Source organism: Bacillus sp. MN7755 (genome assembly GCF_054771475.1).
Genome location: NZ_BTRL01000008.1, coordinates 123,123 through 149,434, shown reverse-complemented (window position 1 = coordinate 149,434; position 26,312 = coordinate 123,123). Strand labels below are relative to the sequence as shown.

The 26,312-nt window shown below is 35.1% G+C and carries 23 protein-coding genes; 7 read left to right on the top strand and 16 right to left on the bottom strand.

What is annotated here, in order from left to right; translation table 11 throughout:
- Positions 1–63: 63 nt before the first annotated feature.
- The 3 genes from ACYVEC_RS07780 (at position 64) to ACYVEC_RS07770 (ending at position 3,127) form a co-directional block, all read left to right on the top strand.
- Positions 64–564: a DinB family protein gene (locus tag ACYVEC_RS07780; RefSeq protein ID WP_336448387.1), complete on the top strand. Its 501-nt coding sequence runs from the start codon at positions 64–66 to the stop codon at positions 562–564.
- A gap of 569 nt (positions 565–1,133) precedes the next feature.
- On the top strand, positions 1,134–1,871 hold the full coding sequence (locus ACYVEC_RS07775; protein ID WP_336448386.1) for a hypothetical protein: 738 nt from the start codon (positions 1,134–1,136) through the stop codon (positions 1,869–1,871).
- A gap of 62 nt (positions 1,872–1,933) precedes the next feature.
- Positions 1,934–3,127: a hypothetical protein gene (locus ACYVEC_RS07770; protein WP_336448385.1), complete on the top strand. Its 1,194-nt coding sequence runs from the start codon at positions 1,934–1,936 to the stop codon at positions 3,125–3,127.
- A gap of 31 nt (positions 3,128–3,158) precedes the next feature.
- Here the strand turns inward: ACYVEC_RS07770 and ACYVEC_RS07765 are convergent, their stop codons facing one another.
- From ACYVEC_RS07765 to ACYVEC_RS07740, 6 genes are all read right to left on the bottom strand, one after another.
- The gene (locus ACYVEC_RS07765) at positions 3,159–3,464 is read right to left on the bottom strand and encodes a DUF2087 domain-containing protein (protein WP_128974544.1); all 306 of its coding nucleotides are present in this window, start codon (positions 3,462–3,464) and stop codon (positions 3,159–3,161) included.
- A gap of 36 nt (positions 3,465–3,500) precedes the next feature.
- Positions 3,501–3,713: a hypothetical protein gene (locus ACYVEC_RS07760; RefSeq protein WP_460506087.1), complete on the bottom strand. Its 213-nt coding sequence runs from the start codon at positions 3,711–3,713 to the stop codon at positions 3,501–3,503.
- 140 nt (positions 3,714–3,853) lie between these two features.
- Positions 3,854–6,625, bottom strand: coding sequence for a YhgE/Pip family protein (locus ACYVEC_RS07755; RefSeq protein WP_460506085.1), 2,772 nt, complete (start codon positions 6,623–6,625; stop codon positions 3,854–3,856).
- 214 nt (positions 6,626–6,839) lie between these two features.
- Positions 6,840–7,412 (bottom strand): TetR/AcrR family transcriptional regulator, encoded by a 573-nt coding sequence (locus ACYVEC_RS07750; RefSeq protein WP_000963375.1) that lies wholly within the window; start codon positions 7,410–7,412, stop codon positions 6,840–6,842.
- 214 nt (positions 7,413–7,626) lie between these two features.
- Positions 7,627–9,528, bottom strand: a complete 1,902-nt coding sequence (locus ACYVEC_RS07745) for a M56 family metallopeptidase (RefSeq protein WP_063222370.1) — start codon at positions 9,526–9,528, stop codon at positions 7,627–7,629.
- A gap of 2 nt (positions 9,529–9,530) precedes the next feature.
- Complete coding sequence (locus ACYVEC_RS07740) at positions 9,531–9,932, bottom strand: BlaI/MecI/CopY family transcriptional regulator (RefSeq protein ID WP_063222371.1); 402 nt, start codon at positions 9,930–9,932, stop codon at positions 9,531–9,533.
- A gap of 229 nt (positions 9,933–10,161) precedes the next feature.
- Between ACYVEC_RS07740 and ACYVEC_RS07735 the strand changes: the two genes are divergently transcribed.
- Positions 10,162–11,007 (top strand): hypothetical protein, encoded by an 846-nt coding sequence (locus tag ACYVEC_RS07735; RefSeq protein WP_063222372.1) that lies wholly within the window; start codon positions 10,162–10,164, stop codon positions 11,005–11,007.
- A gap of 55 nt (positions 11,008–11,062) precedes the next feature.
- Here the strand turns inward: ACYVEC_RS07735 and ACYVEC_RS07730 are convergent, their stop codons facing one another.
- Positions 11,063–11,362, bottom strand: a complete 300-nt coding sequence (locus ACYVEC_RS07730) for a hypothetical protein (RefSeq protein WP_063222373.1) — start codon at positions 11,360–11,362, stop codon at positions 11,063–11,065.
- A 103-nt stretch (positions 11,363–11,465) separates the two neighbouring features.
- Positions 11,466–13,832 carry a DUF6359 domain-containing protein gene (locus ACYVEC_RS07725; protein ID WP_063222374.1) on the bottom strand — a complete coding sequence of 789 codons (2,367 nt, stop codon included), beginning with the start codon at positions 13,830–13,832 and terminating at the stop codon, positions 11,466–11,468.
- A gap of 240 nt (positions 13,833–14,072) precedes the next feature.
- On the opposite strand from ACYVEC_RS07725, the gene ACYVEC_RS07720 reads away from it, so the two are divergent.
- Complete coding sequence (locus ACYVEC_RS07720; RefSeq protein WP_460506080.1) at positions 14,073–15,425, top strand: DUF4026 domain-containing protein; 1,353 nt, start codon at positions 14,073–14,075, stop codon at positions 15,423–15,425.
- 52 nt (positions 15,426–15,477) lie between these two features.
- Here ACYVEC_RS07720 and hemY read toward each other — a convergent pair whose 3' ends face one another.
- From hemY to ACYVEC_RS07700, 4 genes are all read right to left on the bottom strand, one after another.
- On the bottom strand, positions 15,478–16,899 hold the full coding sequence (hemY, locus tag ACYVEC_RS07715) for a protoporphyrinogen oxidase (protein ID WP_460506078.1): 1,422 nt from the start codon (positions 16,897–16,899) through the stop codon (positions 15,478–15,480).
- A 20-nt stretch (positions 16,900–16,919) separates the two neighbouring features.
- Complete coding sequence (gene hemH / locus ACYVEC_RS07710) at positions 16,920–17,855, bottom strand: ferrochelatase (RefSeq protein ID WP_063222377.1); 936 nt, start codon at positions 17,853–17,855, stop codon at positions 16,920–16,922.
- Between the two features lie 14 nt (positions 17,856–17,869).
- Entirely contained in the window at positions 17,870–18,916 is a 1,047-nt protein-coding gene (hemE, locus tag ACYVEC_RS07705) for a uroporphyrinogen decarboxylase (protein ID WP_063222378.1), read from the bottom strand.
- A 189-nt stretch (positions 18,917–19,105) separates the two neighbouring features.
- Entirely contained in the window at positions 19,106–21,223 is a 2,118-nt protein-coding gene (locus ACYVEC_RS07700) for a transglycosylase domain-containing protein (RefSeq protein ID WP_063222379.1), read from the bottom strand.
- Positions 21,224–21,350: 127 nt separating this feature from the next.
- Here ACYVEC_RS07700 and hmoB point away from each other — a divergent pair, with 127 nt between their 5' ends.
- A complete protein-coding gene (gene hmoB, locus ACYVEC_RS07695) occupies positions 21,351–21,848 on the top strand; it encodes a heme-degrading monooxygenase HmoB (RefSeq protein WP_048526567.1) in 498 nt (165 codons plus the stop codon).
- A gap of 139 nt (positions 21,849–21,987) precedes the next feature.
- On the opposite strand, the gene ACYVEC_RS07690 is transcribed toward hmoB, so the two are convergent.
- The 4 genes from ACYVEC_RS07690 to ACYVEC_RS07675 form a co-directional block, all read right to left on the bottom strand.
- A complete protein-coding gene (locus ACYVEC_RS07690) occupies positions 21,988–23,406 on the bottom strand; it encodes a PH domain-containing protein (protein ID WP_063222380.1) in 1,419 nt (472 codons plus the stop codon).
- A complete protein-coding gene (locus ACYVEC_RS07685; RefSeq protein ID WP_063222381.1) occupies positions 23,399–23,875 on the bottom strand; it encodes a PH domain-containing protein in 477 nt (158 codons plus the stop codon). The genes ACYVEC_RS07690 and ACYVEC_RS07685 overlap by 8 nt, the downstream gene beginning before the upstream one ends.
- A gap of 74 nt (positions 23,876–23,949) precedes the next feature.
- On the bottom strand, positions 23,950–24,246 hold the full coding sequence (locus ACYVEC_RS07680) for a hypothetical protein (protein WP_063222382.1): 297 nt from the start codon (positions 24,244–24,246) through the stop codon (positions 23,950–23,952).
- Positions 24,247–24,560: 314 nt separating this feature from the next.
- The gene (locus tag ACYVEC_RS07675) at positions 24,561–25,364 is read right to left on the bottom strand and encodes a MerR family transcriptional regulator (protein ID WP_460506073.1); all 804 of its coding nucleotides are present in this window, start codon (positions 25,362–25,364) and stop codon (positions 24,561–24,563) included.
- A gap of 290 nt (positions 25,365–25,654) precedes the next feature.
- Between ACYVEC_RS07675 and ACYVEC_RS07670 the strand changes: the two genes are divergently transcribed.
- Complete coding sequence (locus ACYVEC_RS07670) at positions 25,655–26,290, top strand: pentapeptide repeat-containing protein (protein ID WP_275718836.1); 636 nt, start codon at positions 25,655–25,657, stop codon at positions 26,288–26,290.
- Positions 26,291–26,312 lie beyond the last annotated feature (22 nt).

Below are 26,312 nucleotides of genomic sequence, written 5' to 3'. Positions count from 1 at the left end.
GTCAGCATTACTTCTTTATAGTAGGTAGTAACAAATACATTTTCATAAAAAGGAGTTAGTGATATGAAGAAATTTGAAGAGTTAGCAACGTACTACATAGAGGAATTAGAAAAGTACTCTATAGAACAATTTAGGACGAAGCCGTCTAGCGAAGAATGGTCTCTTGGTCAAATGTATAATCATTTAATTGCCTCTACATATATGCAGTTAGATGCCATTGCGAAATGTAAAACTGAAACACCATCAGCAACAAACAAGAAAACGGATATGGGTGAAAAAGTATATGAACTTGGTGCTTTTCCAAATATACAAATCAAAGTACCAAATCATCCTGGATATACACCTGAAAATCCCTCTAATAAAGAAGAAATACAAAAACGTATTCTAGAATTAATTACAGTTGTTAAAGACATTGAGCCAACACTTTCTTCTATTCCAAGTGATTGTAAAGTAAAGCACCCTGGGCTTGGTTACTTACATGCAGCAGAATGGTTCCAGCTTATTTCTATGCATTTTGCACATCATCTTCGTCAGAAAGAACGATTAGAGGACGCAATTTCATAATTTCTCATAAAGTGAAAATGGAATCCTCCCACAAATATATTGGGAGAAAGAATAAAATGTTTTAAAGATGGTTCAGATATTTACCTGGCCATCTTTTTAATCGTTACTATTAAAGTGGAACTATAAGAAGTAAACTATTAATTTGTAAGAGCCCCCGTTGAAAAACTGAATTGAGACAATTATATACATTACTGAAAGTGAAGGTTCAAATACAGTACTATTTTTATTTCTCAACAAAGAAACGTAGAGAATATAACAAATTACGAATATCACGTATTATAACAAATGGTACGACTAAAGAATAATTTTTATAAAGCCCCCCATAATCATTCCCTCCTTTAATTCCTTAAACAAATATTCACACAAACTGTATTATAAATTTATCTGCACTTAAAAACATAATACCCTTATTTTTCAAACCTATTACAAACCAAACTTTCTCAACAATTGATTACTAAAATGCGATTTACAGCTATAAAACCATCATTTATTATTAAGTATAATTTTACCATTTAAATAAAATACAGGTAAAATTACCAAAAAAACAAATCACACAAAGGGGATGGATTATGAAAAAGCTACATGCATTAACGTTAACAATGGGGTTATTAACTTCTGCTGTGGTTGTACCTACTGCTTCTTTTGCAAAAAGTGATGATTTACCTTACTTAAATGAAATCAAAAAGATGCAACCCGATGTAAGTACACAAGAATTAATATCTAGTATTAATGAATTAGCAATCAACACTGGGAATACAAAAGAAGCTGTTTCTGAGCAAATTTATAAAGAACTAAAAGCAGATGAAGAACAAGGTAAAAAAGAAGCAAGTAAAAAAATGAATACTTTAGGAGCTAGTGGTGGTACAGTTTCAGTAGGGAACAGCAATATGGGGGATTTCTTCTATACTGGCTCATACACTGCATACTTAAATCATGGACATGTTGGTATGTATTATAGTTCAAATACAATTGTAGAATCTGTACCAGGTGATGGCGTTCGTACAATTAGTACTACATCCCGTAAAGTAGATAAAGGAGATGCGGTAGTAAAATCCGTAAATACATCTTGGCAAAACAAAAATGATGCGGCATGGTGGGCAAAAGATCGTGTAGGTAAAGATTCATATTCTTATAATTTTGCTACAAATAGAAGTACAACACATTATGGGGCTAAAAACTGTTCTAAACTAATTTGGTCGGCTTATCAACTTCATGGCGGACTAGATTTAGATAAAGATGGTGGTGCTGGTGTATATCCGCGTGATGTTCGTGACGCAAAACAAACCTCAACAATTCGCTATATTTAATACTGAAGAAGTGCAACAACTATATTTGTTGCACTTCTTCTTATAAAAGGGAGCTCATAACAGTGAAAAAAATAATCGTTCTTATTCTAAGCATAATTTTAATTGCAGCACTCATCTACTTTTTCTTCTTTAAAAACAGTAATGTAAATTCAATATCTGAAGAAGATATTGAGAAAAAAGATTTTTTAAAAGATAAACAAGCTGTCATATATCTCTCTTCGACTGCCGATCAAGATATGGATGGTAGAGGGATTAGTTATGCGATATTCATCGATAAAAATGAAAAAGCACATGGATATAAAATGAATGGTTTAGAACTCGGAGGAATAGGTGTATCTGATAACAAAAAAGAAATCGTACTAGAAAGTAAAGATAATATTAAATTTATTGGAGAAGATTTTAAAAATTTTAAAATGAAATACCAACATACAGGAGATCAAAGGATATATTTAAAAAAACAAGGCTTATTTGTTAACATTTACAATTCAGGTAGTAACTCCTCTACTGGAAATTATGATTCGAATGTAATTTATGGTAATCAAAAGCAGATTCATAAAGGAAATATCCCTCATTATCTTATTAGCTCTGGCGTCAATACAGATGAAGTCTTAGTCTTAACTCAAGATATAGATAAAAATGAGCATAGCTTAAAAAAATTACTATTTAATAATTCAACTATGCACCTTGAAGACATTACAACAATTAATCTTGATAAAAACATGTCGTATGCTAGTTACTCATCTATTTTAAGTGACTCAAATTTTTATTATACGATTTTAATTGAGAATGATAATTCAATTAAAGGAAAAGTATATTTATTACGCATTGATAAAAAATCATTAAAACAAGATTTAATTTTACTTTCTTCCGAGGAGAATTCCACAGCTTCCATACCATTTACAAAAAATAATTCCGCTTATCTACATAACAATGAATTATTTTTTATAAATGGACTAGGTGAGGTCATAACTTTTAATACCGAAACAAATGCAGTTAATCTTAAATTCAAAATTGATTACCATGTAACCGATGGCGTTAGATATAATGAACAAACATATTTTGAAAACGATCAATTATATGTATTACGTTATAATGAAAAGCAAGAAGATAAGTATTATATAGAAACATACTCTCTAATAACCGGTAAAAAAATTAAAACTACTAAAATTAAAGATATGGATCAAATTATTACATCTGTTAAAGGTGGTAAATCCATTTACGCCTACGATTTTAAAATTTTACATCCGAATAAATAATAAAAGGCTCTGTTTTCCATAACAGAGCTTTTTATTTTAACTCCTCCCACTTCGTCCACAATTCTCTCCCGTTTATATGGTACATATTATCCTCTCGATCCATAAACCCGTGTACAATAAACTCACGTCTAATCGTACAAAAATCATCGTGATACTGTTGTATAAAAGTATTCATTGCTTTTTCCGTATATTGATTTTCAGCATTTAATTTGCTAATTAGATATTCTAACAGTACTAGTTTTTTCTTCTTTTGACCTGGAATCGATTTTAGGCGACCCTCTTTATCAAAAAAGTTACGAATTGTCGTATCCCTGAATTTCATTTCACTTTCAGTCATTTTGTTGTCCTCCATCGTTTTTTATGTACTGATTTTTTATTTGTCCTTACTATTTTTCTTCATTCTTTTACTTATAACATCCATAAAGTAATACCCACCAATTAGCACATAGTAAACTACAAGTATTCCTAGTGCATCTTTCATATTTGTATATTTCTCTTTATGAAACAAGATAGATGAAAGGGCGTAAACAAGAAAGATGATTAGCGGATTTACGATAAAATAATAAGTAAGATTTCCTTTCATCATATCAGCTCCTCTATTCTAGTTTTCTCTGTAAATTGTTGTAAATCCTTTTCTTTCGTCTCTATAGCTTTTAAAAAGGTATAGAGACGAAAGAAAAGATGCCCTACATGAAAATAAAAAAAGCACCAAAAAGGTGCTTTTTTCTATGCTTCAACCGCTTGATTTTCAGCAATATTTCTAAATTGTCGTTTGTGCATCCAAGTTAATGAAGCAATTGTTCCAAGTGATAACACAAAGATAAAGATCATGAGTATTCCAATATTTTGCCACATGAAATTAAAGTCTCCGCTTGATACGACTGCTTTCAATCCTGATACAGAGTATGTCATCGGTAGCCAAGCATTAAATGGTTGTAAAAACTTCGGAATCAATTCTAGTGGGAATGTTCCGGCACTCGTTGTAAGCTGAATAATTAATGTGATGATGGCAATGAAACGGCCTGCATCACCAAATGCTGTTACTAAACATTGAATTAGTGCGATAAACGCTAAGCTTGTCACGATGCTAAAGAGTATGAAGTACGGAATGCTTTGTACTTCTACACCTAATCCGAACAGTAATATGACATCAGCTACTACCGCTTGCATAACACCGACTGATAGTAATACGCCAAACTTACTAATAAACCAGCTAAATCCTGATTTTGGAACACCAACTGTATCGCGTAATGGGTATACGATAGATAATAGTAATGCCCCAACAAATAAACCAAGTGATAAGAAATATGGTGTAAATCCAGTTCCGTAGTTTGGAACTTCCGCCATTTTCTCTGTCTTCACTTTTACAGGGCTTGCAAACATATCATACGTTTTATCCGTTCCTTTTACTTCACCAGTTTTCTCTGCCCCTTCGCCAAGTTTCTCAGCAAGTTCACCTGAACCATCGTTTACTTTTACAAGACCATCTGTTACTTTTCCTGATCCGTCTGCTAGTTTATTTACTCCGTCGATTAGCTGGGTTGAACCTGTTGACAATGTACTTAATCCTGTTGTCACTTGGTCGGATCCATTTGCTAATTGCGTTATTCCGCCTGTCATTTGGCCTGCTCCTACAGATAATGTACCTAAGCCGCCTGTTACTTGGTTTGACCCGTCTGCTAATTGATTTATTCCGCCTGTCATTTGGCTTGCTCCTACAGATAACGTGCCTAAACCACCTGTTACTTTACTTGAGCCGTCTGCTAATTGATTTACACCACCTGCCATTTGATTTGCTCCTGCAGATAATGTGTCTAAGCCACCTGTTACTTTACCCGAACCATCTGCTAATTGATTTATCGCATCAATTAATTGACCGGATTCGTTTTTAAATTTATTTGCGCCTTCTTTAGCAGTATTTAACTTTGCACCAAACCCTTGAAATTTTTCAACAAACCCTTTTTGTGCACTGGATAATTGATCAATACCAACAGTTAAAGATTGTAATTCTGCTGTATTCGGTAGTTTGCTTTGCCCATTACCTGTTTTTTGATGTATTTCATCTTTTAATTGTTTTACTTCTTCATTTAATTTATTTGTTCCACCTGCTACTCTAATAGCTTTCTGCTGAACTGTCGCTGTACTCTTTACAGCACTTGTTATGAATGGTTGTAACTGCTCTTGATATTCTTTCGGTAAATTCTCAATTTGTTTTTGTAAATTCGCTACATCTTGCGTTGCAGTTTTTGCATCTCCTGCTGTTGATTGCGTAAGTTCATTTAACTGATTTACATTCGCCCCAGCACCATCTATTTTCTCATTTACTGTATTCAGTATAGAAGGGCCTTTTGACTGCATTTCCTCTAAAGCTACAGCAGAACTCTTCACTTTACTATTTAAATCTTGCAAACCCTTTTCAACTTTTTGAGAAGCTTCCTCTAATTGGCTTTGTCCCCCAACCAGTTGTTCCATACCATTTGATAGATCGGTTGTTCCTGTTTTTAATTCACCTGTCTTACTTACTAATGTATTTAAACCCGCTGTTACTTTCTGAGACCCATCTTGTAATTTCCCTATACCTGTCTGCATCTCACCTGTTTTACTATTTAACGTATTTAAACCTGCTGTTACTTTCTGAGACCCATCCTGTAATTTCCCTATACCTGTCTGCATCTCACCTGTTTTACTATTTAACGTATTTAGGCCTGCTGTCACCTTTCCAGATCCATCAAATAGTTTTCCTATACCTATCTGCATCTCACCTGTTTTACTATTTAACGTATTTAAACCTGCTGTCACTTTCCCAGATCCATCAAATAATTTCCCAACTCCATCCTTCATCTCCCCAGATTTTCCTTGCAGTGTATGAAGGCCATCCGTCACTTTACTTGAACCATCATGCAGCTCACTTGATCCATCGTGCAGTTTACTTGCACCTTCTGCCCCATCTGCTAATCCTTTTGAGACGTCTTGAATGGAATCAAACATTTTCTCTGCATATGTTTTCGTTAACGTACTTGATACTTCGCCTTTAATTTTTTCAATGGCTGTTCCGCCAATTTGTGAAGATAAGAAGTTTAAGCTTTCGTTTGGAATATATTCTAAGTTTAATGGCTTTGGATCATCTTTTAATAACGTTGTAGCGTTACTTGAGAAGTCATCTGGAATGCGTACTAACATGTAATACTTTCTACCTTCTATTCCTTTTTTCGCTTCTTTTTCACTTACAAACTCCCATTTAAAACTTGTATTATCTTTTAAATTATCAACGAGCCCTTTTCCGACCTCAATTGGTTTCCCATCAAATACTGCACCTTTATCTAAATTAACTACCGCCACTGGTAAATCATCTAACTGTTTATACGGATCCCAAAAGGCCCATAAAAACATACCCGCATATAAAATCGGTACGAATAGAACCGCGATAATTGGAATTAATATTTTTTTACTTTTTATAATTTCAGTAAACTCTTTACGAAGTAACTGATTCCATTTCATCATTTCTCCCCCTTTATTAAATGACCAAAATGTTCATTTAGTCATTTTTACCCAAACAAAAAGGCTATACTTATTCATACATATGCCTTATCCCCGAATTTATACTATGCAACTGTTCCTTACTATGAAGTAAATATTTTTATTATCCCTCCTAAATTAAATATATGACCATTTTGTTCAACCGGTCACTTTTTATAATAATAAAAGGATTATCTTAGTTTGACAATCCTTTTAATAAATAAAGTTCAAATAATTCTGCGATTTTTTCTTTTTCTAGCGGTTCATGATTTTTTTCCCAATCAAAAATAAGCGATACGTATAAGCGAAGCATAATAAATGCTGTAATTTCTGGATCACATTTGCTAATTTCACCTTTATCAATCGCAATCTTTAAATACGATTGAATGACAGAAACAATTTCCACATCTACTTGTTGCATCACTTCTTGTACTTCTTTCGTTCCCATATCACGCTCTTCTTGAATTAACTTAATCATGAGCTGATGTTCTTTTCTGAATTCTAATATGCTATATAATGCTCTATGTACATTTTCAAAAAATGAAACATCTGAACGAATTGCATTTTCTGCAACTTGCTTCATTTCTGTAATTAAATTAGAAATAATTTCACCAAATAGCTCTTCTTTATTTTTGAAAAAAGTATAAATCGTTCCTTTTCCTACATTCGCTAACTTCGCTACTTGATCCATCGTTGTTGCTTTATAACCGAACGCTGAAAAAGACTTTGTTGCAGCTTCAATAATAGAACGTTTTCGATCTATCGCCACATCGTCACCTCCAAAAATGACCAATTGGATAATATAGTCAATCAGTACATCTTTGATATTACCACACGCTTACATTCTAGACAAGTTCTCTTTTTTATTATTTCCAGTATAAAAAAATTCCAGTCAAGTTATATCATACTGTCCATAGTTTATCAGAAGAAAAGAGAAAAGGAAAAGGTGTTCTTGAGATATACGTCTCAAGAATACCTTTTTATTATTTCAACATAGAAAGCATAACCTTCTCTAACTCTTCTTTATTTACATTTTTATCAAATGCTGCTTCTCCTGGATGCTCTAAACTATGATTAATAATGACAATTTGATACGCACTATCTTTCCCTTTTGCAGGGACAATCATCTTCATACCTTGTAAATTACTATCCGAGTTATGAGTCGCGTAGAATATTTGATTACCTTCTAATTCGTACTGTTCAATGTTTTCTTCTACAACAAATAAAGCATGAAACGGATCTTTACTTTCTCCAAATACTTGCGATTGATAAATTGTATAGTTTCCTTTTCCGTTTGTATACTCTAATTCAATAATTAATTCAGGTCTTCTCTTAATAAAATAACCTACATTTTCATCCTTCAGATTGTATCCTTCAATTGTGTACGTTGGCTTCTTAATTTGAAAATCAACATGTTGTTGCGCTTCCTTTACCGTGTAATTTAAAGATTCGTATACTTTGTCATCAAATGATTTTGATTGATCATAAAGTGCATATAATTTGTCACGATCGGCTTTTAATAAACGCTCTTCTCTAAAAAATGTTGACTCGTAGTCAGAATCTCTCGGAGCACCTTTTTTCTGTATATTAATAATTTCTTTAGATAATTTTATGTACTGCTGGAATTCATCTTTTGTTAAAGCTTTTTCAGCTAAATATAAGTAATCTGTCTTTTCTTCATACACTCTTGCTGAATAATGATATTCTTTTTTCGCATTTTCTTCTGTACCATACAGCATATCTACAGCATTTTGGAAAGCATCCTTTGACTGCTCTACTTTATCCTCTTGTTTTTCTTTCCCTTCCGCTGCACGTGCGTTGAATAAAGAAAGAGATGCAATAGCAACTATAACAATAATCCCAAGTAAAGAAAGACGATACGATTTCTTTTGGAACTTTTTAATCATAACGATTCTCCTTTTTAGTGTTCGTTTATTTCTACTTAAATTCGCTAGACTTGGTGCTTGATAGGAATAGTGTTCTAGAAGGGTAATAATTGTATGACCGTATGCAAGTTGTTCCTCTTTATCTATAAAAGTAAGTGCATATGCATCACAGGCTAATTCTTGATCTTCTCGCATACAAAAATAGGCGTACCAAAGAATCGGATTGAACCAATTTAATAGGAGCAAGCTGTACATAATCCAATTTACAGCTACATCGTTTCTCTTAATATGAGCTAACTCATGGTAAAAAACATATTGTAATTGTTGCTCGTTTAATACTTTCATATGTTTTTTTGATAGTAATACTTTCGGGCGGAAGAAACTAAACACAGTTGGGCTCGAAATCTTTCCTGCTAAACGTAATGAAACTTCCTTCTTCATTTTCATAGACTGCTTACAGCGATTAAATATTGTAACGATCTGTTCATCCGTAATATCCGGTTGTTTCTTTATGTACGAATATAACCGTCTATTTGTAATAAACGTTATAGCTGCTAATACGATTACCCCAACTAGCCAAACATATAGAGCAATTTTATATAAAGAAAATGTAGTCTGTTGCTTCGCACTCATATTTACTTCAGGTTTACTATTTTTTGTCACAGTTTCAGCATTTGATTCTAATTCCACTGTATGATCACTTTCTATGTTCATCATACTCTCAGTAGACGACGGCATATTTTTTGGAATAACTTCCGATACACTAGAACGATAGGAAAGTAATGAATAAATGCTATAAGAGCTATCTGGTGACCATGGTAAAAGGAGTCTAATCATTAATACAATCCACAGCATATATTGCCACCGGGGTGTTAACTTATTTCTAAGTAGAATTTTTATACATAAAATAAATCCAACTAATATGCTAGCCATAAGTGACGTTTCTATAAGCCAATCAAAAAAATGAGGAAGGTATACATTTATAAGCATGTCTATCATTGTTATCGATCCTTCCTCTTATTCTCCTCTGTCTTCTCATCTAAAATGCGTTTTAGTTCATTAATATCTTCTGAAGATAATTTCTCCTCTTTCAAGAAATTGACAAGTAACGGCTTAAACGCCGCGCCGCAAAAACGCTTTAGCAAAGACTTCGTTTCAACTTGTAAATAATTATCTTGTGATACTAACGGATAATAAGCGTACATACGCCCTTTATCTTGATGATAAGAAACGGCTTCCTTTTGTACCAACCGATTAATTAATGTACGGATTGTTTTCGGTTTCCAGTCCATTGCATCTTCCAGTTCTTCTATAATTTCATTCGCTGTTTGTGGAGATTTCGACCAAAGTACTTTCATAATTTCTAATTCTGCTTCAGATATTTTAGGTAATTGATTTGTCATAGTATATTTCACTCCCTCGTATTACATTTGTAATCTATAATTAAGATTACAAATGTAATACTTAATTGTCAACCATATTTTAGAAAAAACTAATTTCAACTAAACCTTACTTAACAAGAATAAATTTCCCTTTTTTCAAATAATCAAATAAAAAACAAGAAAAACTTTACAATTAATAGTAATATATAAAATAGACAAGTTTATCAAAATAGTGGAGGCTTTTTCAGTCATGATGCGTGCGCTTCGTTTAAATATAAAGCAAGCTTTTTGTAATCGTGTTTCTTTAATTATTATGTTTAGTGGATTTGTTCTTATTTGTATTTATCACTATTATTATGTCATTCGTTATTTAGGAGACGCTGCGAGCGGACCTATATCAACAGATATAAAATGGATTGGATTTCGTGACAATGAAATGGATGTTTATTTATTATTAATGCCAGTTATTGCGAGTTTCCCCTTTAGTACAAGTTACAATTCCGATAAGTCAGATGGTTTTAAACCGTTCGTGAGTAAAGGAATTTCTTTATTTCCTTATTCAGTAACGAAATATATCGTTACGTTTTTTTGCGGAGGATTTCTTTATACATTTCCATTCATCTTATCGTTATTATTTTGCAAATTAACCATTCCAGACGGAGAACCTATAGCTGGTTCAGGCATCATAAATGATGATGGAATGTTCGCAAACCTATATTTAGATGCGCCTCTCACTTACATTACGGTATATATCGGAATTAATTTTTTATTTGCAGGTTTAATGGCCCTCTTAGGACTTGCTGCATCTGCATGGTCACAAAAGGACTATATGGCGATTCTATTTCCATTTGCAGTTAACTCCATTCCGTACGTCCTGCTAAATACAATATTCCCTACAATAGGCGGAGCACCTATTCATTTATATGACCCAAAGCAACCGTTGCAAGGCATGTCACCGTACATTTTAACGATGCAATGTGCTTTCTTCCTTCTCGTTAGCTTATTCATGTATATACAAGGCGTAAAGCGCGATAGAAAAAAATATAAAAGAAGACTGCAAAGAAGAGATCGGTGTAGAAAAGCATTTCAAGTATAATAAACCCCTAATTTCCTTACTATCTTGGAAATTAGGGGTTTTATTTACTATCCTTTTACGGCGCGCCAGCCAATCCCCATAAAATAACGACCGCCGTAAAATAAATCGCTTTAATACCTACCACTAAACATAATAAAATAATTGCATATTTACTTAACTCTCTACTTGCGCCGATTAAAGTAAAAATAACTGCCAAACTAAACGTTATATAAGATGCTGCTGTATGTATTAAGTTATATGTAATATCTAAAGTTTGTGTAAGTCCTGTTACATCAGCTAGAAATTGAAGCATGACGATTGTACTAAAAAAAATTGCAAGCTGATTCATTAGCTTTCCATTTAACCATGCTTGCATCTTTAACCTCCTCACTAAAAACACTGAACTTTCAAATAATTTTAACATGATTTTTACAGAAAAAGAACGCTTAGTATATCTCTAAACGTTCTTTCATGACTATTTAAGAAGCTTTCTTCAAATCAATTTGAGCAAGTACTGGATCGTGGTCGCTTACACGTCCGTGCTCTTTCATAATGTTTGTGTTTAAGTGTACTGGATCTAAAATTGTATGTGGTGCGATGTTGTTGGTTACTAAAATATGATCTAACACTTGTGCATTGCCTTCATGAATGTACGTGTAGCGATTTTCTTTCGGCACTGTGTTTAACATATTTTTTAAGTTTGTTCCTTCTAGTGTTTTTAGTGGTTTAGCGAACTCAAAATCGTTCATATCCCCTAACACAACAACTGGTGCATTCGTGTTCTTTTTCTGAATACCTTGTACGAAATGATTTACTTCTTGTGCTAATTGAATTCGTTTTTCTTCACTCTTTAATACGAGCGGCTGCACTTTTCCAAATGGCGTTGCATCTCCTATTTTTGAGTTTAAGTGATTGGCAACGACAACAATATTTTGTCCTTGGAACGTAAATTCTGCGGCTAGCGGTTTACGTGTACTTTCAAACAATGGATTTTCGTCTCCAATACGAACAACATTTTTATCTAGCAACTTCGGTACTGCTGCTAGTTTTACGCGAGATGGGTTATAGAAGAAACCGACGCGAATATTCGCTCCTGGTGCTCCTCCGTCTAGATTGTTGTTTGGAGCAATTTCTACATACTCATACTTCGGTCCACGAATTTCTAGCACTGCATCAATGATACGTTTTGCGCTTAACGAAGCATCTGTTGTACCGTCATTAAGCGTTCCGTTATTATCTTGCATTTCCTCTACACCGATAATATCTGGCATTTTTAAATTGTATTTAATAGAATACGCTAATGCTTTTACTTTTTCATCTGTTGTTTCTTTTTTATTCGCCGAGAAGTTTTCAATGTTATATGTAGCAACTGTTAACTTATCAAGACGCGGCTGAATATTTGCCCCTACTTGCTTAAATCCGCCGTCTACTACAGATGGTAATTCCGTTATTGGCGCAATGCGGAACGAACCGTAATCATATCCGACTACTCCTGTTATATCTCCTGTGAAAGTATCTCCTACTTTTGCTACATAATCACGAGGTACTTTTACAGAAAGACGCTCAGGATTTAATTGATTTTCATCTAAAAGAGGTGTACCATATTTCGTTACGACTTTATTCCCGCCATTTTTTACTGTTACATATAAATTCCCGTTTTTCTGAGGAGCAATAATTTTTGGCGTTGGCATCGTAACGCGCATACCTTCTACACTTTCATAAAAGTCAATTGCATCTTCACTTGGATCAAATAAACCAAATGCATCATTATCGATAATTTGATCAGGAATTTTCACACCGTTTTCTCCAAGTACAATCGGTGCTGGTAAAGCTTGATTTTTTGCGATTACAGCAACGCGACTCGCTTTAATTTCTGTCGTCGTTAAGTCTGTTTCAAATCGCTCTGCATATCCAGGCCCAACATATTCTTCTACTACCCCATCAGCTTGAATAAGATCTCCTACTGCTACATTCGCATCTTTTTTGTATACGTACATACCTTCTGAAGTAGCTGGATCATTATCTGGCTGATTGTCTTCTATATAAAAACCATTTTTATCAAGCGCTGTTACAACGCCTTCCACATTGTATACTTTCTTCCCGTTGTAAGGAGAAAGATGTGATTTCCCTTGAATATCATGAATACGAACCGGTTCATTGTTTACGATAACAAATGAAAAAGTTGAAATTGCTGAAGAAGTAAGCCCTTCTTTCTCTGCAATTGCTTTAATTACACTATTTTCATTTACTACAATTTGTCCGTTATAAAGAACATTTTTATTTGTAGGGTTAGAGCCATCTAACGTATAGTAGATTGTTGCTCCTTCTGTATTCGTTGTTAACGTTACAGCTGTGCCTTTCGTAATTTCTCCGCCACCAGGTGAAGCTACTACATCGCTAACACGGTTTTGTCCTTCTCCTTGAAACTTATGAGCTGTTACCGATTTTAAACCTGGGCTACTAAAATATAATTCAAGCGTTCCTGTTAAACTAACTTTCTTCCCAATATTTTCAGGATGATCTTTCACGTTTACTGCCGATCTCACATCGCCTTTTGGCAACTGAACAGGCATGATTTTGTCTGGATTTGTTTCATTTGGCGAATCCGCAATTGCTACGTTTGTATCATCAAACTTAGCCGGATCCTTCGTGTACTTAGAAGGACTTTGCGTATATCCGACAATATATCCTTCCACTGTCCCCTTCGTTTTCCCTTGCTGCTTAAATACTTGAATTGCTTTTTCTACTGACATAGAAGTAGCTTCTTCTGCTTGTACTAAAGTTCCAGTAAATGAAAGCAATAGTATGAATGATAAAAAGACACTTATCAATTTCTTCACAGCCATTTTCCTCTCCCTATTTTATATTTTCTCAGCATTTCTATCATAACAAATGATTCGTTATATAGAATGATATTTCGACAAGTTTTACAAAAAATTAATCTAATTTACTCGTTTTCAAACTATAATACAAAATAATAATTTTACACCTTCTATGAATGCACTTTATAATGTTAAAGAGAGAAAACAGAAAATATCGAAATTTTCTTGGCATGTAAATGGATTCATTTGAATAGGAGTGATTGGATGGAAGTGCAAACAGAAACATACCGCGCAGCTATGAATGGAACATTAGAACGTCATTTTTCAGATATGATTGCCGTTATACCAACTAGAATTACAATTGAGCATTTAAAACAGCGGCTAGAAACGATCTCTACTAAAGTTGATGAGTTAAAAATTGTTTTTAGTGATGAGACAAGCCTTATTGTTGAGTTACATATGGATGAAACAATCATACCGTATGAACTGCATATTGATGAGGCGAATGACCCTGAAGAATATAAAATATACAATAGACAAGATGCTACAATCGTAGATCGCCATTTTGAAGATGCTGCTTATGGCACTGAAATTTTTACTCGTACGCTATTTGTAGGCGATGTACTGGACTGCTTTTTCCAGCAGTTACAGTTTTTATGGAACCTGGCTCCAGACTTGTTATTTGTAATCGATTCAAGTGCCGCAATGAAAGTGATATCTAGAAGCTATATTGAATATCACGTTGAAAATGAATTGTTACCTGACATTCCTGACTTGTACGTTATTCATTCTGTTTATGAGGACGATAAAGAAGGTGCGCCTACGCAGTATTGGTTTCATACACACGGCCTTTTAAGAGCGGGCGTAACAGAAATAGAATTAATTATTCCAAATCGCATTTCTTCCTACTACGGTATTGGCGATCTTTTTCAAACATTTGCTAATAATGCCGTTGAGAATGGACAAGTCCCTATGAATGAGCCTATCGTTATCGCGCATAGTCAGCAAGGTTCTATACATACAGTAGCTGTTCCATGGGAAAAAGGATTATCTTATATTGGGCATAAAACGAGGATGGATCAATTATCTTCAATTGAGGATGAAGAAGTGAAACTACAACCAATTGATGCACAATACGTATTTCTTGGCGGTATGGATGACCGTGATGAATACCATCAATCTCCATCTGTTCTCTTGTTCAAATTTGATACTTCAGAAGAATGTATCGAAAGCTTTTTCAAGGAACACGAAGAAGCTACAGGGCTCATGTTCTATAAAACAAATAGCGAAACGGCTCGTATGGCTTACAACGCGAAGAATACTTTCGGGTATTTCAGTAACATTTTTCAAATTGAACAATCAAATGAAGATTTTCGTTTTCTAGCTAAGTTTGGTGTTTCCTATGAAGAGGGTAAAAGCGAACATATGTGGTTTGAAATGCAAGATATTACGGAAGACCTTATTCAAGGAATACTCATTAATGAACCATATTTTATAGAAGATATGAGTGAAGGAAATAGTTATCATTTAGATTTTGATGACTTAACAGAGTGGGCTATTTATGCAGGAGATGCCGTGATAAAACCAAATAACTTGTATATGTTTATTGGTGAATAAGTGTTTTATATAATAAACGAAACGCCTTCAATATGATTGAAGGCGTTTCACTTTATTGTGCGATTAATTCCGCATCCATTACTTTCTCCAAATGAGATAGCACACGCTTTGCGGCTTTCTCACCTTGATCAATACAGTCCGGAAGACCAGAACCAGCGTAAGAACTACCTGCCAAGTATATACCTGGCAACTCTTTTTCCATAAATGTTGTGAGTTTCTTCATTCGCTCGTTATGGCCTACTGTATATTGGGGCATTGCTTCTTTCCAGCGGCTTACGACTGTAAACTCTGGATCCTCAGTAATATCCATCGTCTTTCGTAAGTCTTCTAGTACAAGCTGAACAAGTTCCTCTTCTGTTTGTTCTACAACTGCTTCATCACCAGGTCGCCCAACGTAACATCGAAGAAGCGTTTTTCCTTCTGGCGTTGTATGTGGCCATTTTTTATGTGTCCACGTACATGCTGTAATTGTGTAATCACTATTCCGAGATACGACAAATCCTGTACCATCAATATCGCGCTGAATGGCTGATTTCGGGAAAGCCATTGCCACATTCGCAACTGATGTGGATGGAATGTTGCGGAAGAAACGAAATTGCTTATACTGAGCAAACATAGACGGCAATACTTTATGTGAGCTTGCCACTACGATCGCATCCGCTTCTATTTCTTTTCCGTTACTAAGAGTAATCGCATAGCCATCACCCTGTTTTGCAACTTTTTCAATGCGGGTTCCCTTTATTATCGTGCCTTCATGCATCTTTGATTCGAGAGATTCTACGATAGATTCTAAACCGGTTTTCACTGTTTGGAAGATTCCCTTTTTCGTTTCAGCTTTCTCTGCTTTCGGAGCGAGCATACGCATACCAAGTGAAATACTGCGATGTTTCTGCTCAATTTGATACATTTGCGGGAATGTTGACATTAAGCTCATTTCATCAATATCTCCTGCATAAATACCAGAGAGTAATGGTTCTATTAAGTTTTCAACTACTTCGTTTCCGAGACGATGTCTGAAAAAATGCCCGAGTGATTGGTCAGATACTGGCTTTGATCTCGGCATTAACAGATCAAAACCAGCTCTTAGTTTACCAATTGGAGAGAACAGCCCGGAAAATAGAAACGGCGTAATTTGCGTTGGAATTCCCATCATTGATCCACTCGGCATTTTATGTAACCGATTGTTTACGAGGATAAATGATTGACCGGCCTTATTATTGACAAGTTCTTCGCCAAGTCCTAGTTCTTTCGCTAATCTAGCTGCACTTTCTTTTCGTGCTAAGAAAGAATCCGGTCCGCGTTCAATTATAAATCCATCTTTTCGAACGGTTTGAATTTTCCCGCCAAGTTTACCCGATGCTTCTATAAGTAATATATCAATCGACAAGTTCTTCTCACGAATATCTTTTTGTAAGTTATACATTGTTGTTAATCCTGTGATGCCACCGCCGATGATTACAACTTTTTTCCTCAAGCATGCTCCCCCCTTTCTTCTTACAATACAGATTCTTTTTTCTTTAATACAACATCTGTTAAGCAATCAATAAGTGCGTCCGATGCGTTTGGCATTTCTGGACGATAATATTTCGCGCCAATTTCATCTGTTACCACTTTACACTCAAAGTCGTTGTCATATAAAACTTCTAAATGTTCCGCAACAAATCCAACTGGTGCGTATACGAATGAAGTATAACCGTACTTTTCATTTAATTCTCTCGTTAAATCTTGTACATCTGGACCAATCCAAGGATCTGGCGTGTTTCCTGCACTTTGCCATCCTACTGCATAGTTTGCTACTTCAGCTCCGCGCGCGATATAGTCCGCTGTTTCATTTAACTGATCTGGATATGGATCGCCCATTGCAATAATTTTCTCTGGTAAGCTATGTGCAGATACGATTAATACTGCTTTTTCACGTTCTGCGTCTGACATACCGTTATATATACCTTTCACTGCATCAACCCAGTACTGGATAAATTTCGGTTCTTTATACCAGCTATCAATGCCGTGAATTGTTAAGTTTCCAAGTTTCTCAGCTTCTTCTTGTGCTCGTCCTACATACGATTTCACGCTAAATGTAGAATAGTGCGGCGCAAGAACAAGTGCGATTGCATCCTGTATACCGTCGTTATGCATATCCTTCACTGCATCTTCAATAAACGGTTCGATATGTTTTAAGCCAAGGTACATATGGTACTCTACTTCATCTTGTACTTCATTTAAACGCTTCTCTAACTTCTTAGCTTGCTCTAATGTAATAGTAGCTAAAGGAGAAATACCACCAATTGCACGGTAACGCTCTGTTAAATCTTCTAGCATTTCAGGACTTGGCTTTCTTCCTCTACGAATATGTGTATAGTAACGTTCAATATCTTCTTCTTTATATGGCGTTCCGTATGCCATTACAAGCAAACCAATTTTCTTTTTCATACAGCAATGCTCCTTTACTTCGCTAACTGCCCTTTAGAGTATTCATGAATAAATGTAGTTAAACGTTTTAATGTATCTGGATTTACTTCTGGGAATACACCGTGTCCTAAGTTAAAGATGTAACCTGGCTGTTTCATCCCTTGATCTAAAATAGCTTTTACATGTTCTTCAATAACAGACCATGGCGCAAGTAAGAATGAAGGATCCATATTACCTTGTACCGCCTTGTGAATACCGCGTGCACGTGCCTCTTCAATCGGTAAGCGCCAATCTAAGCCAACTACATCAAGCGGTAAGTCGTGCCATTCATTTACTAAGTGTGCCGCTCCTACGCCGTGCATAATCATCGGAACACCCATCGGGCGAACTTCTGCAAAAATACGCTCCATTGCCGGTTTAATAAATACGCGGTAATCTGCTACATTTACTGTTCCAACCCAAGAATCGAAAATTTGAACTGCTTTTGCTCCTGCGTTAATTTGCGCTTTTAAATATGTAATAACCATATCTGCTAGCTTATCCATTAAAGCGAACCAAGCTTTCGGCTCTGCATACATGAACGCTTTCGTATTATGGTAGTTACGAGACGGACCGCCTTCAATCATATAGCTCGCTAGTGTAAATGGAGCTCCTGAAAAACCGATTAACGGTACGTCTAACATTTCAGTCGTTAATAAACGAATCGTATCTAATATGTACGGTACGTCATCTTCTGGATTGATTTCCCCTAGTTTTTCTACGTCTTGTAAAGAACGGATTGGATTATCAATAACTGGGCCAATACCTGATTTAATTTCTACATCCACACCAATTGCAGGTAGTGGTGACATAATATCTTTATAAAGAATTGCTGCGTCTACGTTATATTGATCAACTGGAAGCTTTGTAACGTAAGCACATAACTCTGGATTGTGTGTAATTTCAAATAAAGAATACTTTTCTTTTATCTTTCTATATTCCGGCTGCGAACGACCTGCTTGACGCATATACCATGCTGGTACATAATCAGTGCGTTCCCCCCTACATGCTTTTAAAAATGTCTCATTTATAGTTCTTACCAAGACCCTTGCTCCCTTCCTTGCCCATGCTTTTGCTCTAAATACGTTCTATTCCGATATTTATCTTTTTTTACTATACAGCTTGTAAAAACAAAATGCATAATATTATGTACGTTGTTCATTAAATTGACACAAACATTCGTAAAAACGCTTACTATTTTCACAACATTCTTATTATAACACAGAGAAAAACTATGGTTTAGCTACTTTTGACTTTTCTCCTTCGCGATTCGTTTGTGTGTTATATGGCACAACGTAAAAGCTCGGTTTTGAAAAGATGTTAACGAACTTTTCCTCATATTCCCCGGCACCGTTTACAGTACCTACATGCGTATGAATTCCGTTTTCCACTCTATAAATACGATACATAATTCTTTCATCTGGAAGTGGTGTCCAGCTTAATTTCGCTTTAAATAAACCGAAAGGGCTAAACGCTAATTTCATTTTCACATCTTCAATCTTATGCAGCCGAATCGGAGCACCGATTGTTTCCACACCTTCTGGTTTCATAAACTGCTCTTTCTGTTCTACATTTGCTTTCATTAAAATTTTCTTAAACAATTTCGTTGCTGACGCACTTTCTCCTTGCAGCTGATGCTCTTTATCTGTACGGTCATAACCAATCCACACAGCGCCTACTAAATTTGGCGTATAACCAACGAACCACATATCTCTAGCTCCATTATCGTCATTTGGCAAGGAAGTTGTACCTGTTTTTCCAGCTAACGCCCCGCTATATACACCAGCTTTCGCTGTCCCTTCCTTCACAACTCCTTCTAACATTTTCGTCATATACCACGCCGTTTGTTTCGAAAAAATTTTCGTTTCTACTTTTGGCGATTCTCCAATGACTGCGCCGTGTCTATTTAACACTTTATCAATAACGTGCGGCTCAATAATATCGCCATTTGCTAAAAATGCACGATACATTTTTACAAGCTCAAATGGTGAGACACCATTTTTCAATCCGCCAAGCGCTGTACTTAAACCAGCATCAGCAATATGAACATTACCTTTCTCTAAATATTGCTTTCCTTCTTCTACCCCTAACTCATTTAATAAAGAAACTGCTGGTACGTTTGCCGATTCTAAAATCGCATCGTACATGGTCATTTCTTTCGAATACTCATGGTTATGATTTCGAGGTTCATAGCCTTCAAAAGAATTTCGTTCATTCGTCAATAAAGAATACGGATTATACTTTTTCGTTTCGAGTGCTGGTGCATAGACGATAAGCGGTTTTAACACAGAACCCGGCTGTCTTTTTGCAAAAACACGATTAAACCCTCTCGGGACATACTTTCTTCCGCCAATCGCTGCTTTAATCCCGCCTGTACGATTATCCATTAATAAAAATGCACCTTGCGCACCCTCTTCTTTCCCAGGGAAATTCTTTGCATCTTGAAACTGGTTATACGCTACCTTTTGAATCTTTTCATCCATCGGTACGACAAACGTATATCCTCCTCGGAGTACTTCTTGATGAGACAAACTGTACAAACGCGCTGCTTCATCTATGACCATATCAATATACGGCATATATGCTAGCTCATTCTCATCTAAGTTTTTATAGAGAGCAATTGTCTTTCCTTGATAACGAACGCTTTCTTCGGCAGTCAAATACCCTTGTTTATGCATCAGTGACAATACGAGATCGCGGCGCTCCTTACTTTTCTCTGGAGAGAAATAAGGTGAATATCCGTTTGGCGACTTTGGAAGACCTGCAAGCATTGCCCCTTCTTCTACTGTTAAATCTTCTACATTTTTATTAAAATACAGCTTTGCTGCCGCTTGAATACCGTACGCCCCATGTCCAAAATAAATATGATTCATATACATTTCAAGAATTTGCTGCTTCGTATATTTTTGCTCGAGTTGAAGGGAAATTGCGACTTCCTTCAACTTGCGCGTAAATGTTTTTTCACGATTTAAAAAGACGTTTTTAGCAAGTTGCTGCGTAATCGTACTACCGCCCTCTACTTTTTCCCCAGCTAACGTATCTTTATAAAGAGCGCGAAGTATAGACGGATAATCAATTCCTTGATGCTCATAAAAACGGGAATCTTCCACCGCAATAAACGACTGCTGCACGTACTTCGGAATTTGCTCGACTGGTACGAGATCTCTATTCTCTATGTATAATTTCGTAATTTCTTTCCCTTTCTGGTCAACGATACGTGATGAAGAGTGGAAAACGAGCTGCTTTTCATCCATCATATAGCCACCAGCTAACACGATAAGTTTATACAGTACAATCGCTAATACTAGCGTTGCTAACCCACCTAATAAAGTCCACTTTACTTTCTTCATACATCGGCCTTCTTTCCAAATGATGGTACATTTATTATTTGAAAAAGAAGTATCTTTATGTATATAATCTTCGAAGTTTTTTAAGAGAGTTGATATAATAGAAACAAATAAGTAAGGGGGCATTAAAATGAAGGCTATTATTTCATACGAAACACCTCTAGAACAAGCACATTTCACTGCAAAAAATGATGAAAAAGATATGTTTTATAAAGAAGATACAGAAGAATCTGTAGAAGGCTCTCTTCAATATGACGTACTAGACGCTGTTGGAGAATTTAAAGGACAACCTGGCTATATCGTTTGTAATAATATTTCTGTCACAGACGAAGGCCGCCCTGTATTTGAAAACCGTTTTAAAAACCGCGCAGGCCTTATCGAAAACGAACCAGGATTCCAAGCGATCCGCGTTCTACGCCCATTAAGTAACGATACATATGTCATCTTAACGATGTGGGAAACAGAGCAAAACTTTAAAGACTGGACAGAATCACGTTCGTTTGAAAACGCTCATAAAAAACGCCCCACGCAAGCAGAAGGACAAGCTCCGGCGCATCCACATGCAGAACAGCAAAAGAGTATTTTCTCTCGTCCATCTTTCGTGACTACTTTTGATGTGTTAGTTTAAGTTTTTGAGTTCGGAGACCACGGTATGTGAAATTATATCGGCGATTTTTCGAATATATCTATCATATCTTTGAATATATCAACGATTTTTTCAATATATCGACGATTCGACAAATGACGACATAAAAAAGGAAACACCGTTACACGCCGGTGTTTCCTTTTTCTTTGTACCAATTATATATACGAAGCGCATCTTCTTTTTGCATATGCTTCACTTTGTAAGGATGCCCCGCTACCGATACAACAGCTGTACATAGCTCGTCTTTCTTTTGAAAATGCGACTGACTATATCCTACTGCTTGAACATGCCTTCTTCGCATGATCCCTGTATATTTCGCGAGTCCTCGGTACACCATTACTAACTGATTGTCTCGTATCATATAACCACTACTTGTATACCGAGCGTATGCAAGTAACATAAATACAATAAATAATGGTATCAGGCTGAATAACGCAATATTTTGTTTAAAATATATATTCGCACCGACGATCGGCACAGCGAGCACAGCACTTGTAATCCATCCCATGATCACATAACGACGCAATGCTACTTTCGGTAAATGAACGATTTCCTCTTCCATTTCATACGGCAACTGCAAATACGTAAGTAACTGCTGCACATCTTTTTTCTTCATAAAAGGATGTAGCATCACTTCATTCCCTGCCGCTTCTGTACTTTGAATGACTTCTACTTCGACAGAGCAATAACCGAAAGGCTGGCGGAGAATGCCTTCTTTCACTGTAATCGCTTGAATGCGGTGTAATTTTAACACAAACTCTTTCTTATCAAATAATCCTTGCACGATGCGAACTTCATTTCCGTTTCGCTCTATTTTAAAGTTCGCATATTTTAACGCATAGCCAGCTGTAGAAATGACCCACGAGACTGCCATTAAAATCGCCGCCATAACGATTAATTCATATACACCGTTATCCATCACATACGCTTCTACTTTATTGATGAGCCATTCTGGTAGAAATTGATTAAATTCTGTGTAAAGGATGACCAACATAGAAAACACTAATCCAAATCTACTAGATGTAATAGATGCTGCTAAAATTTCTTTCGTTGTTAACTGATAAACCGTCTTACTTCCTTCTTCCGCAGGCGCTTCTTCACTCACAACGCTTCTTTCTTTATGTAATAAGGCTATCAGTTCCTTCGCTTCCTCTTCTCTAATACCAGCTAACATCACTTCCGGCTCATTACCGCCGCCCGCTACTTCAATATTTAATTTCGTCAGTCCAAGTATTTGATAAATGATGTTAGAAGACGTACTAATATTTTGCACACGTTCTTTATTTAAGTAACTTTCTTTCTTAACGAACACACCGTGCTTTATATGTAAAATATTATTTTCAACCCAGTACACTTTGAAATACCATTTTATAGCTGAGAAAATAGCCATAATAAATAAAATGGCCAAAAGAACAAGATGAAATAAATACCAAGGTTTCACTTCACCATCTGACTGAAATAAAACAAGAAAAATAAAAGGCAATAAACCCGCAATTCGAATACCTAATAAAATCGTAATCGGATGTTGCCTCTTATACATCCTCATCACTCACTTTCGCAAGTTCTCCAATTTGTCTTTTCAGCTGCTCTGCTTCTTCCTTCGTTAAGCCTGGGATACTATGAGAAGTTGCTGCTGTTGAAATATGTAATTCTGCTAAATTATACTTTCTCATAATCGGGCCTTGTTCAATCGTTACATGCTGCACACGGATCATCGGAATGAGTACACGTTTTACGACGAACATTCCCTTTTGAATCTCAATCTCTTCTTCATTTAATTTGTAACTATAATAACGTTGACGTAAATTTGGAAACACAAAATAATCAAGTGGGATAAACGTAATAGCTCCTGTTACTAACAAGCCAAACAACCAACCCCACCAATTAAAATTGATCATAAAAAAGAAATACGCAATTACGACTGCTAGTATAACCGCCGCCCCAATTAAAGCGTGAATTCGCCACACTTTCAGCATATTAGAATGAATCTCCCTTTCTAACGGCTGCATCTCATCACTCCAATTATATGAATTTATTACTTATATATTAGTTGTTATATACATTTTTGTAAATTTATAGTTTTCTATATCATATCGATCATTTCTTTAAAATTCCCTTCATTAATGGAATACACTTGAAACTGAATGTAATCTATCTCATTCGTATCTGGTTTAGCAAATGGCAAAATGTTAAATCTCGCCGCTGATCTTCCTAACATATCTACAATCATTAAAGAAACGTCAATATATTCGAAGTCTATACAGAATACTACTGCTTCTCCCGTAAATTTATAATCTGTAATCGCATCATAGGACTTATTCGCACTAATGAGCATCACTTTTAATAGTTGGTTCAAATTTTCTGGTTTAAAATTAATCATATATACAGCTCATTTTTTCAACAAAACACTACAAAAATAGTGTAACCTTATACTTTCATAGCTTCACACATCAATTATATTAAAAATAAAGCTAGTTTTTTATAATTTTTTTGATATAATTACTTACGGGAAAAGGGAAGAATTTTGTCTTCCCTTGTGTTTTTATTTGCATCTAGTACTTTTGCTAGATGCTTTTTTTATGCTAAAAAAGCATCCTCACATACTTTGGGGATACCTTTTCAACAATTGTACTTACATAACCTAGCCTCATCTCCTAGTTTATATTATTTCTGAGTATGCTCTAAAGTGCGTTTTCACTCATTCTCTATAAGCAATTGCATTTGGCAACTGTAAGAATCCGTACTAAAAAACTCATCTAATAATTCCACTTCAATGCAATTTTTAATTGTTACATTATTTTTCTCTATATAATCTTTTAATTTCTCCATACTTTCTTCTTTATTATTCTTTTTATAGGCCAGCATCAAATAGTTACCTTCTGGTAATATATCTATATTTTGCTCTTTCTGTGTGTAATCATATTTATATAACACAGAAAAAGCATACTTTGGTTCCAATCTGTATTTTGAATGAATGGTATATGCTATACCAATCTCCATCGTTGTTTCTAAATTTCTCTCCTGAATAATTTTATCTACATCCGAATAATAAAGGAATTCTTTAAAATTACCCACTTCTTTGCATGGAGCAGTGACGATATAACGTTGCTCAAAATACTGTATTGTTATTTGATTATGTACTAGTACCTTTTTGGCGACTTGTACACTATTATCTAGTTTATCAATCGTATGAATGACTGCTTGCATCTCTTTTATCTTTTGCTCAGTTTCTTCTCTTTTTAATGCTAAAAATTTTAATAATTCATCCATATTCTTTTCCGTAAAAATTTTTTGCAGTTCTTTCGTACTCGTTCCTAAAGCTCTACAAACTTTAATTATATCAATATAAACAAATTGATCTACCGAATAGTATCTATAACCCGTTTTTGTATCAATGTATACGGGGATAAGAATGCCTGTTTGATGGTAGTATCTTAAAGCTTTTATTGTAACACCTTTCATATTAGCAACTTTACCAATAGAAAATAAATTTTCCAATTTATATTGCCCCCTTATTCTTGACTCTCCTCTTAAGGGAGACATTATTATTTTATCGTTAAAGTTAATAGAAGGATAATAAAAAATAGGTCATGCAACAGTAGATGGCTATCACGTATCGTTGTTTTTTGAAATACTGCAACGTGAAATGAACCGTTAACTTTTAACTATGCTTTATTGCTAAAGTTAATAAAAGCGTAGTATAAAAAGAGAGGGAATTTCTACAAAGCTCTTTCTATAGGACATACCATTTTTTCTAGCTAACTAATTCAATGAAAGAAGGATATAATATGAAAATTGATAGACCAAAAATTTCGCCCGAGTTATCTTTAAAGAGTTTTCACGATATTTTTTATGAAGAAGATTCCACATTAGAAATGTGTGAAATTATCGATTCCACTTTTGAAAATGAATCTGTAGATAGAGTACGTTTATATAGTGCAGTGATAAAGAATTGTAAGTTCACAAATACAGACTTTAGCAATATTGATATTACAGATGTTTGTTTTGAAAACTGTGATTTATCAAATGTTAATTTAAGCAATTCTTCTGTTCACAGAGTCGAATTTAAAAACAGTAAATTAATTGGAGTTAATTTTACAGAATCTAGCTTAGGGAATGTTGAATTTGAAAATTCAATTTTGAATTTAGCTTCATTTGGAAATTCTAAACTAGAAAAGATTATATTTAATGAAACTTCATTAAATAATGCAGACTTTTTTGACTGTAAGCTAAAGAAAATTGAATTTGATTCATGCAGCCTTGACGAAGCAAATTTTGATCAAACATCACTGAAAGGAATAGATATTAGTTCTTCTACTTTTGATACACTTACGGTTTCAGTGAACAACCTAAGAGGATGTAAAGTATCACCACACCAAGCTATTCAGTTTGCATCTTTATTGGGATTGATTATTAAAGATTAGTCAAAAAGAACGATTTAAAATG

Excerpts from the sequence above, each read along its gene's own strand:
- ACYVEC_RS07780 (WP_336448387.1), top strand. The coding sequence starts at position 64 with ATGAAGAAATTTGAAGAGTTAGCAACGTACTACATAGAGGAATTAGAA.
- ACYVEC_RS07775 (WP_336448386.1), top strand. The coding sequence starts at position 1,134 with ATGAAAAAGCTACATGCATTAACGTTAACAATGGGGTTATTAACTTCT.
- ACYVEC_RS07765 (WP_128974544.1), bottom strand. The coding sequence starts at position 3,464 with ATGACTGAAAGTGAAATGAAATTCAGGGATACGACAATTCGTAACTTT.
- ACYVEC_RS07760 (WP_460506087.1), bottom strand. The coding sequence starts at position 3,713 with ATGATGAAAGGAAATCTTACTTATTATTTTATCGTAAATCCGCTAATC.
- ACYVEC_RS07755 (WP_460506085.1), bottom strand. The coding sequence starts at position 6,625 with ATGAAATGGAATCAGTTACTTCGTAAAGAGTTTACTGAAATTATAAAA.
- ACYVEC_RS07745 (WP_063222370.1), bottom strand. The coding sequence starts at position 9,528 with ATGATAGACATGCTTATAAATGTATACCTTCCTCATTTTTTTGATTGG.
- ACYVEC_RS07740 (WP_063222371.1), bottom strand. The coding sequence starts at position 9,932 with ATGACAAATCAATTACCTAAAATATCTGAAGCAGAATTAGAAATTATG.
- ACYVEC_RS07735 (WP_063222372.1), top strand. The coding sequence starts at position 10,162 with ATGATGCGTGCGCTTCGTTTAAATATAAAGCAAGCTTTTTGTAATCGT.
- ACYVEC_RS07730 (WP_063222373.1), bottom strand. The coding sequence starts at position 11,362 with ATGCAAGCATGGTTAAATGGAAAGCTAATGAATCAGCTTGCAATTTTT.
- ACYVEC_RS07725 (WP_063222374.1), bottom strand. The coding sequence starts at position 13,832 with ATGGCTGTGAAGAAATTGATAAGTGTCTTTTTATCATTCATACTATTG.
- ACYVEC_RS07720 (WP_460506080.1), top strand. The coding sequence starts at position 14,073 with ATGGAAGTGCAAACAGAAACATACCGCGCAGCTATGAATGGAACATTA.
- hemH (WP_063222377.1), bottom strand. The coding sequence starts at position 17,855 with ATGAAAAAGAAAATTGGTTTGCTTGTAATGGCATACGGAACGCCATAT.
- ACYVEC_RS07700 (WP_063222379.1), bottom strand. The coding sequence starts at position 21,223 with ATGAAGAAAGTAAAGTGGACTTTATTAGGTGGGTTAGCAACGCTAGTA.
- hmoB (WP_048526567.1), top strand. The coding sequence starts at position 21,351 with ATGAAGGCTATTATTTCATACGAAACACCTCTAGAACAAGCACATTTC.
- ACYVEC_RS07690 (WP_063222380.1), bottom strand. The coding sequence starts at position 23,406 with ATGTATAAGAGGCAACATCCGATTACGATTTTATTAGGTATTCGAATT.
- ACYVEC_RS07685 (WP_063222381.1), bottom strand. The coding sequence starts at position 23,875 with ATGCAGCCGTTAGAAAGGGAGATTCATTCTAATATGCTGAAAGTGTGG.
- ACYVEC_RS07680 (WP_063222382.1), bottom strand. The coding sequence starts at position 24,246 with ATGATTAATTTTAAACCAGAAAATTTGAACCAACTATTAAAAGTGATG.
- ACYVEC_RS07670 (WP_275718836.1), top strand. The coding sequence starts at position 25,655 with ATGAAAATTGATAGACCAAAAATTTCGCCCGAGTTATCTTTAAAGAGT.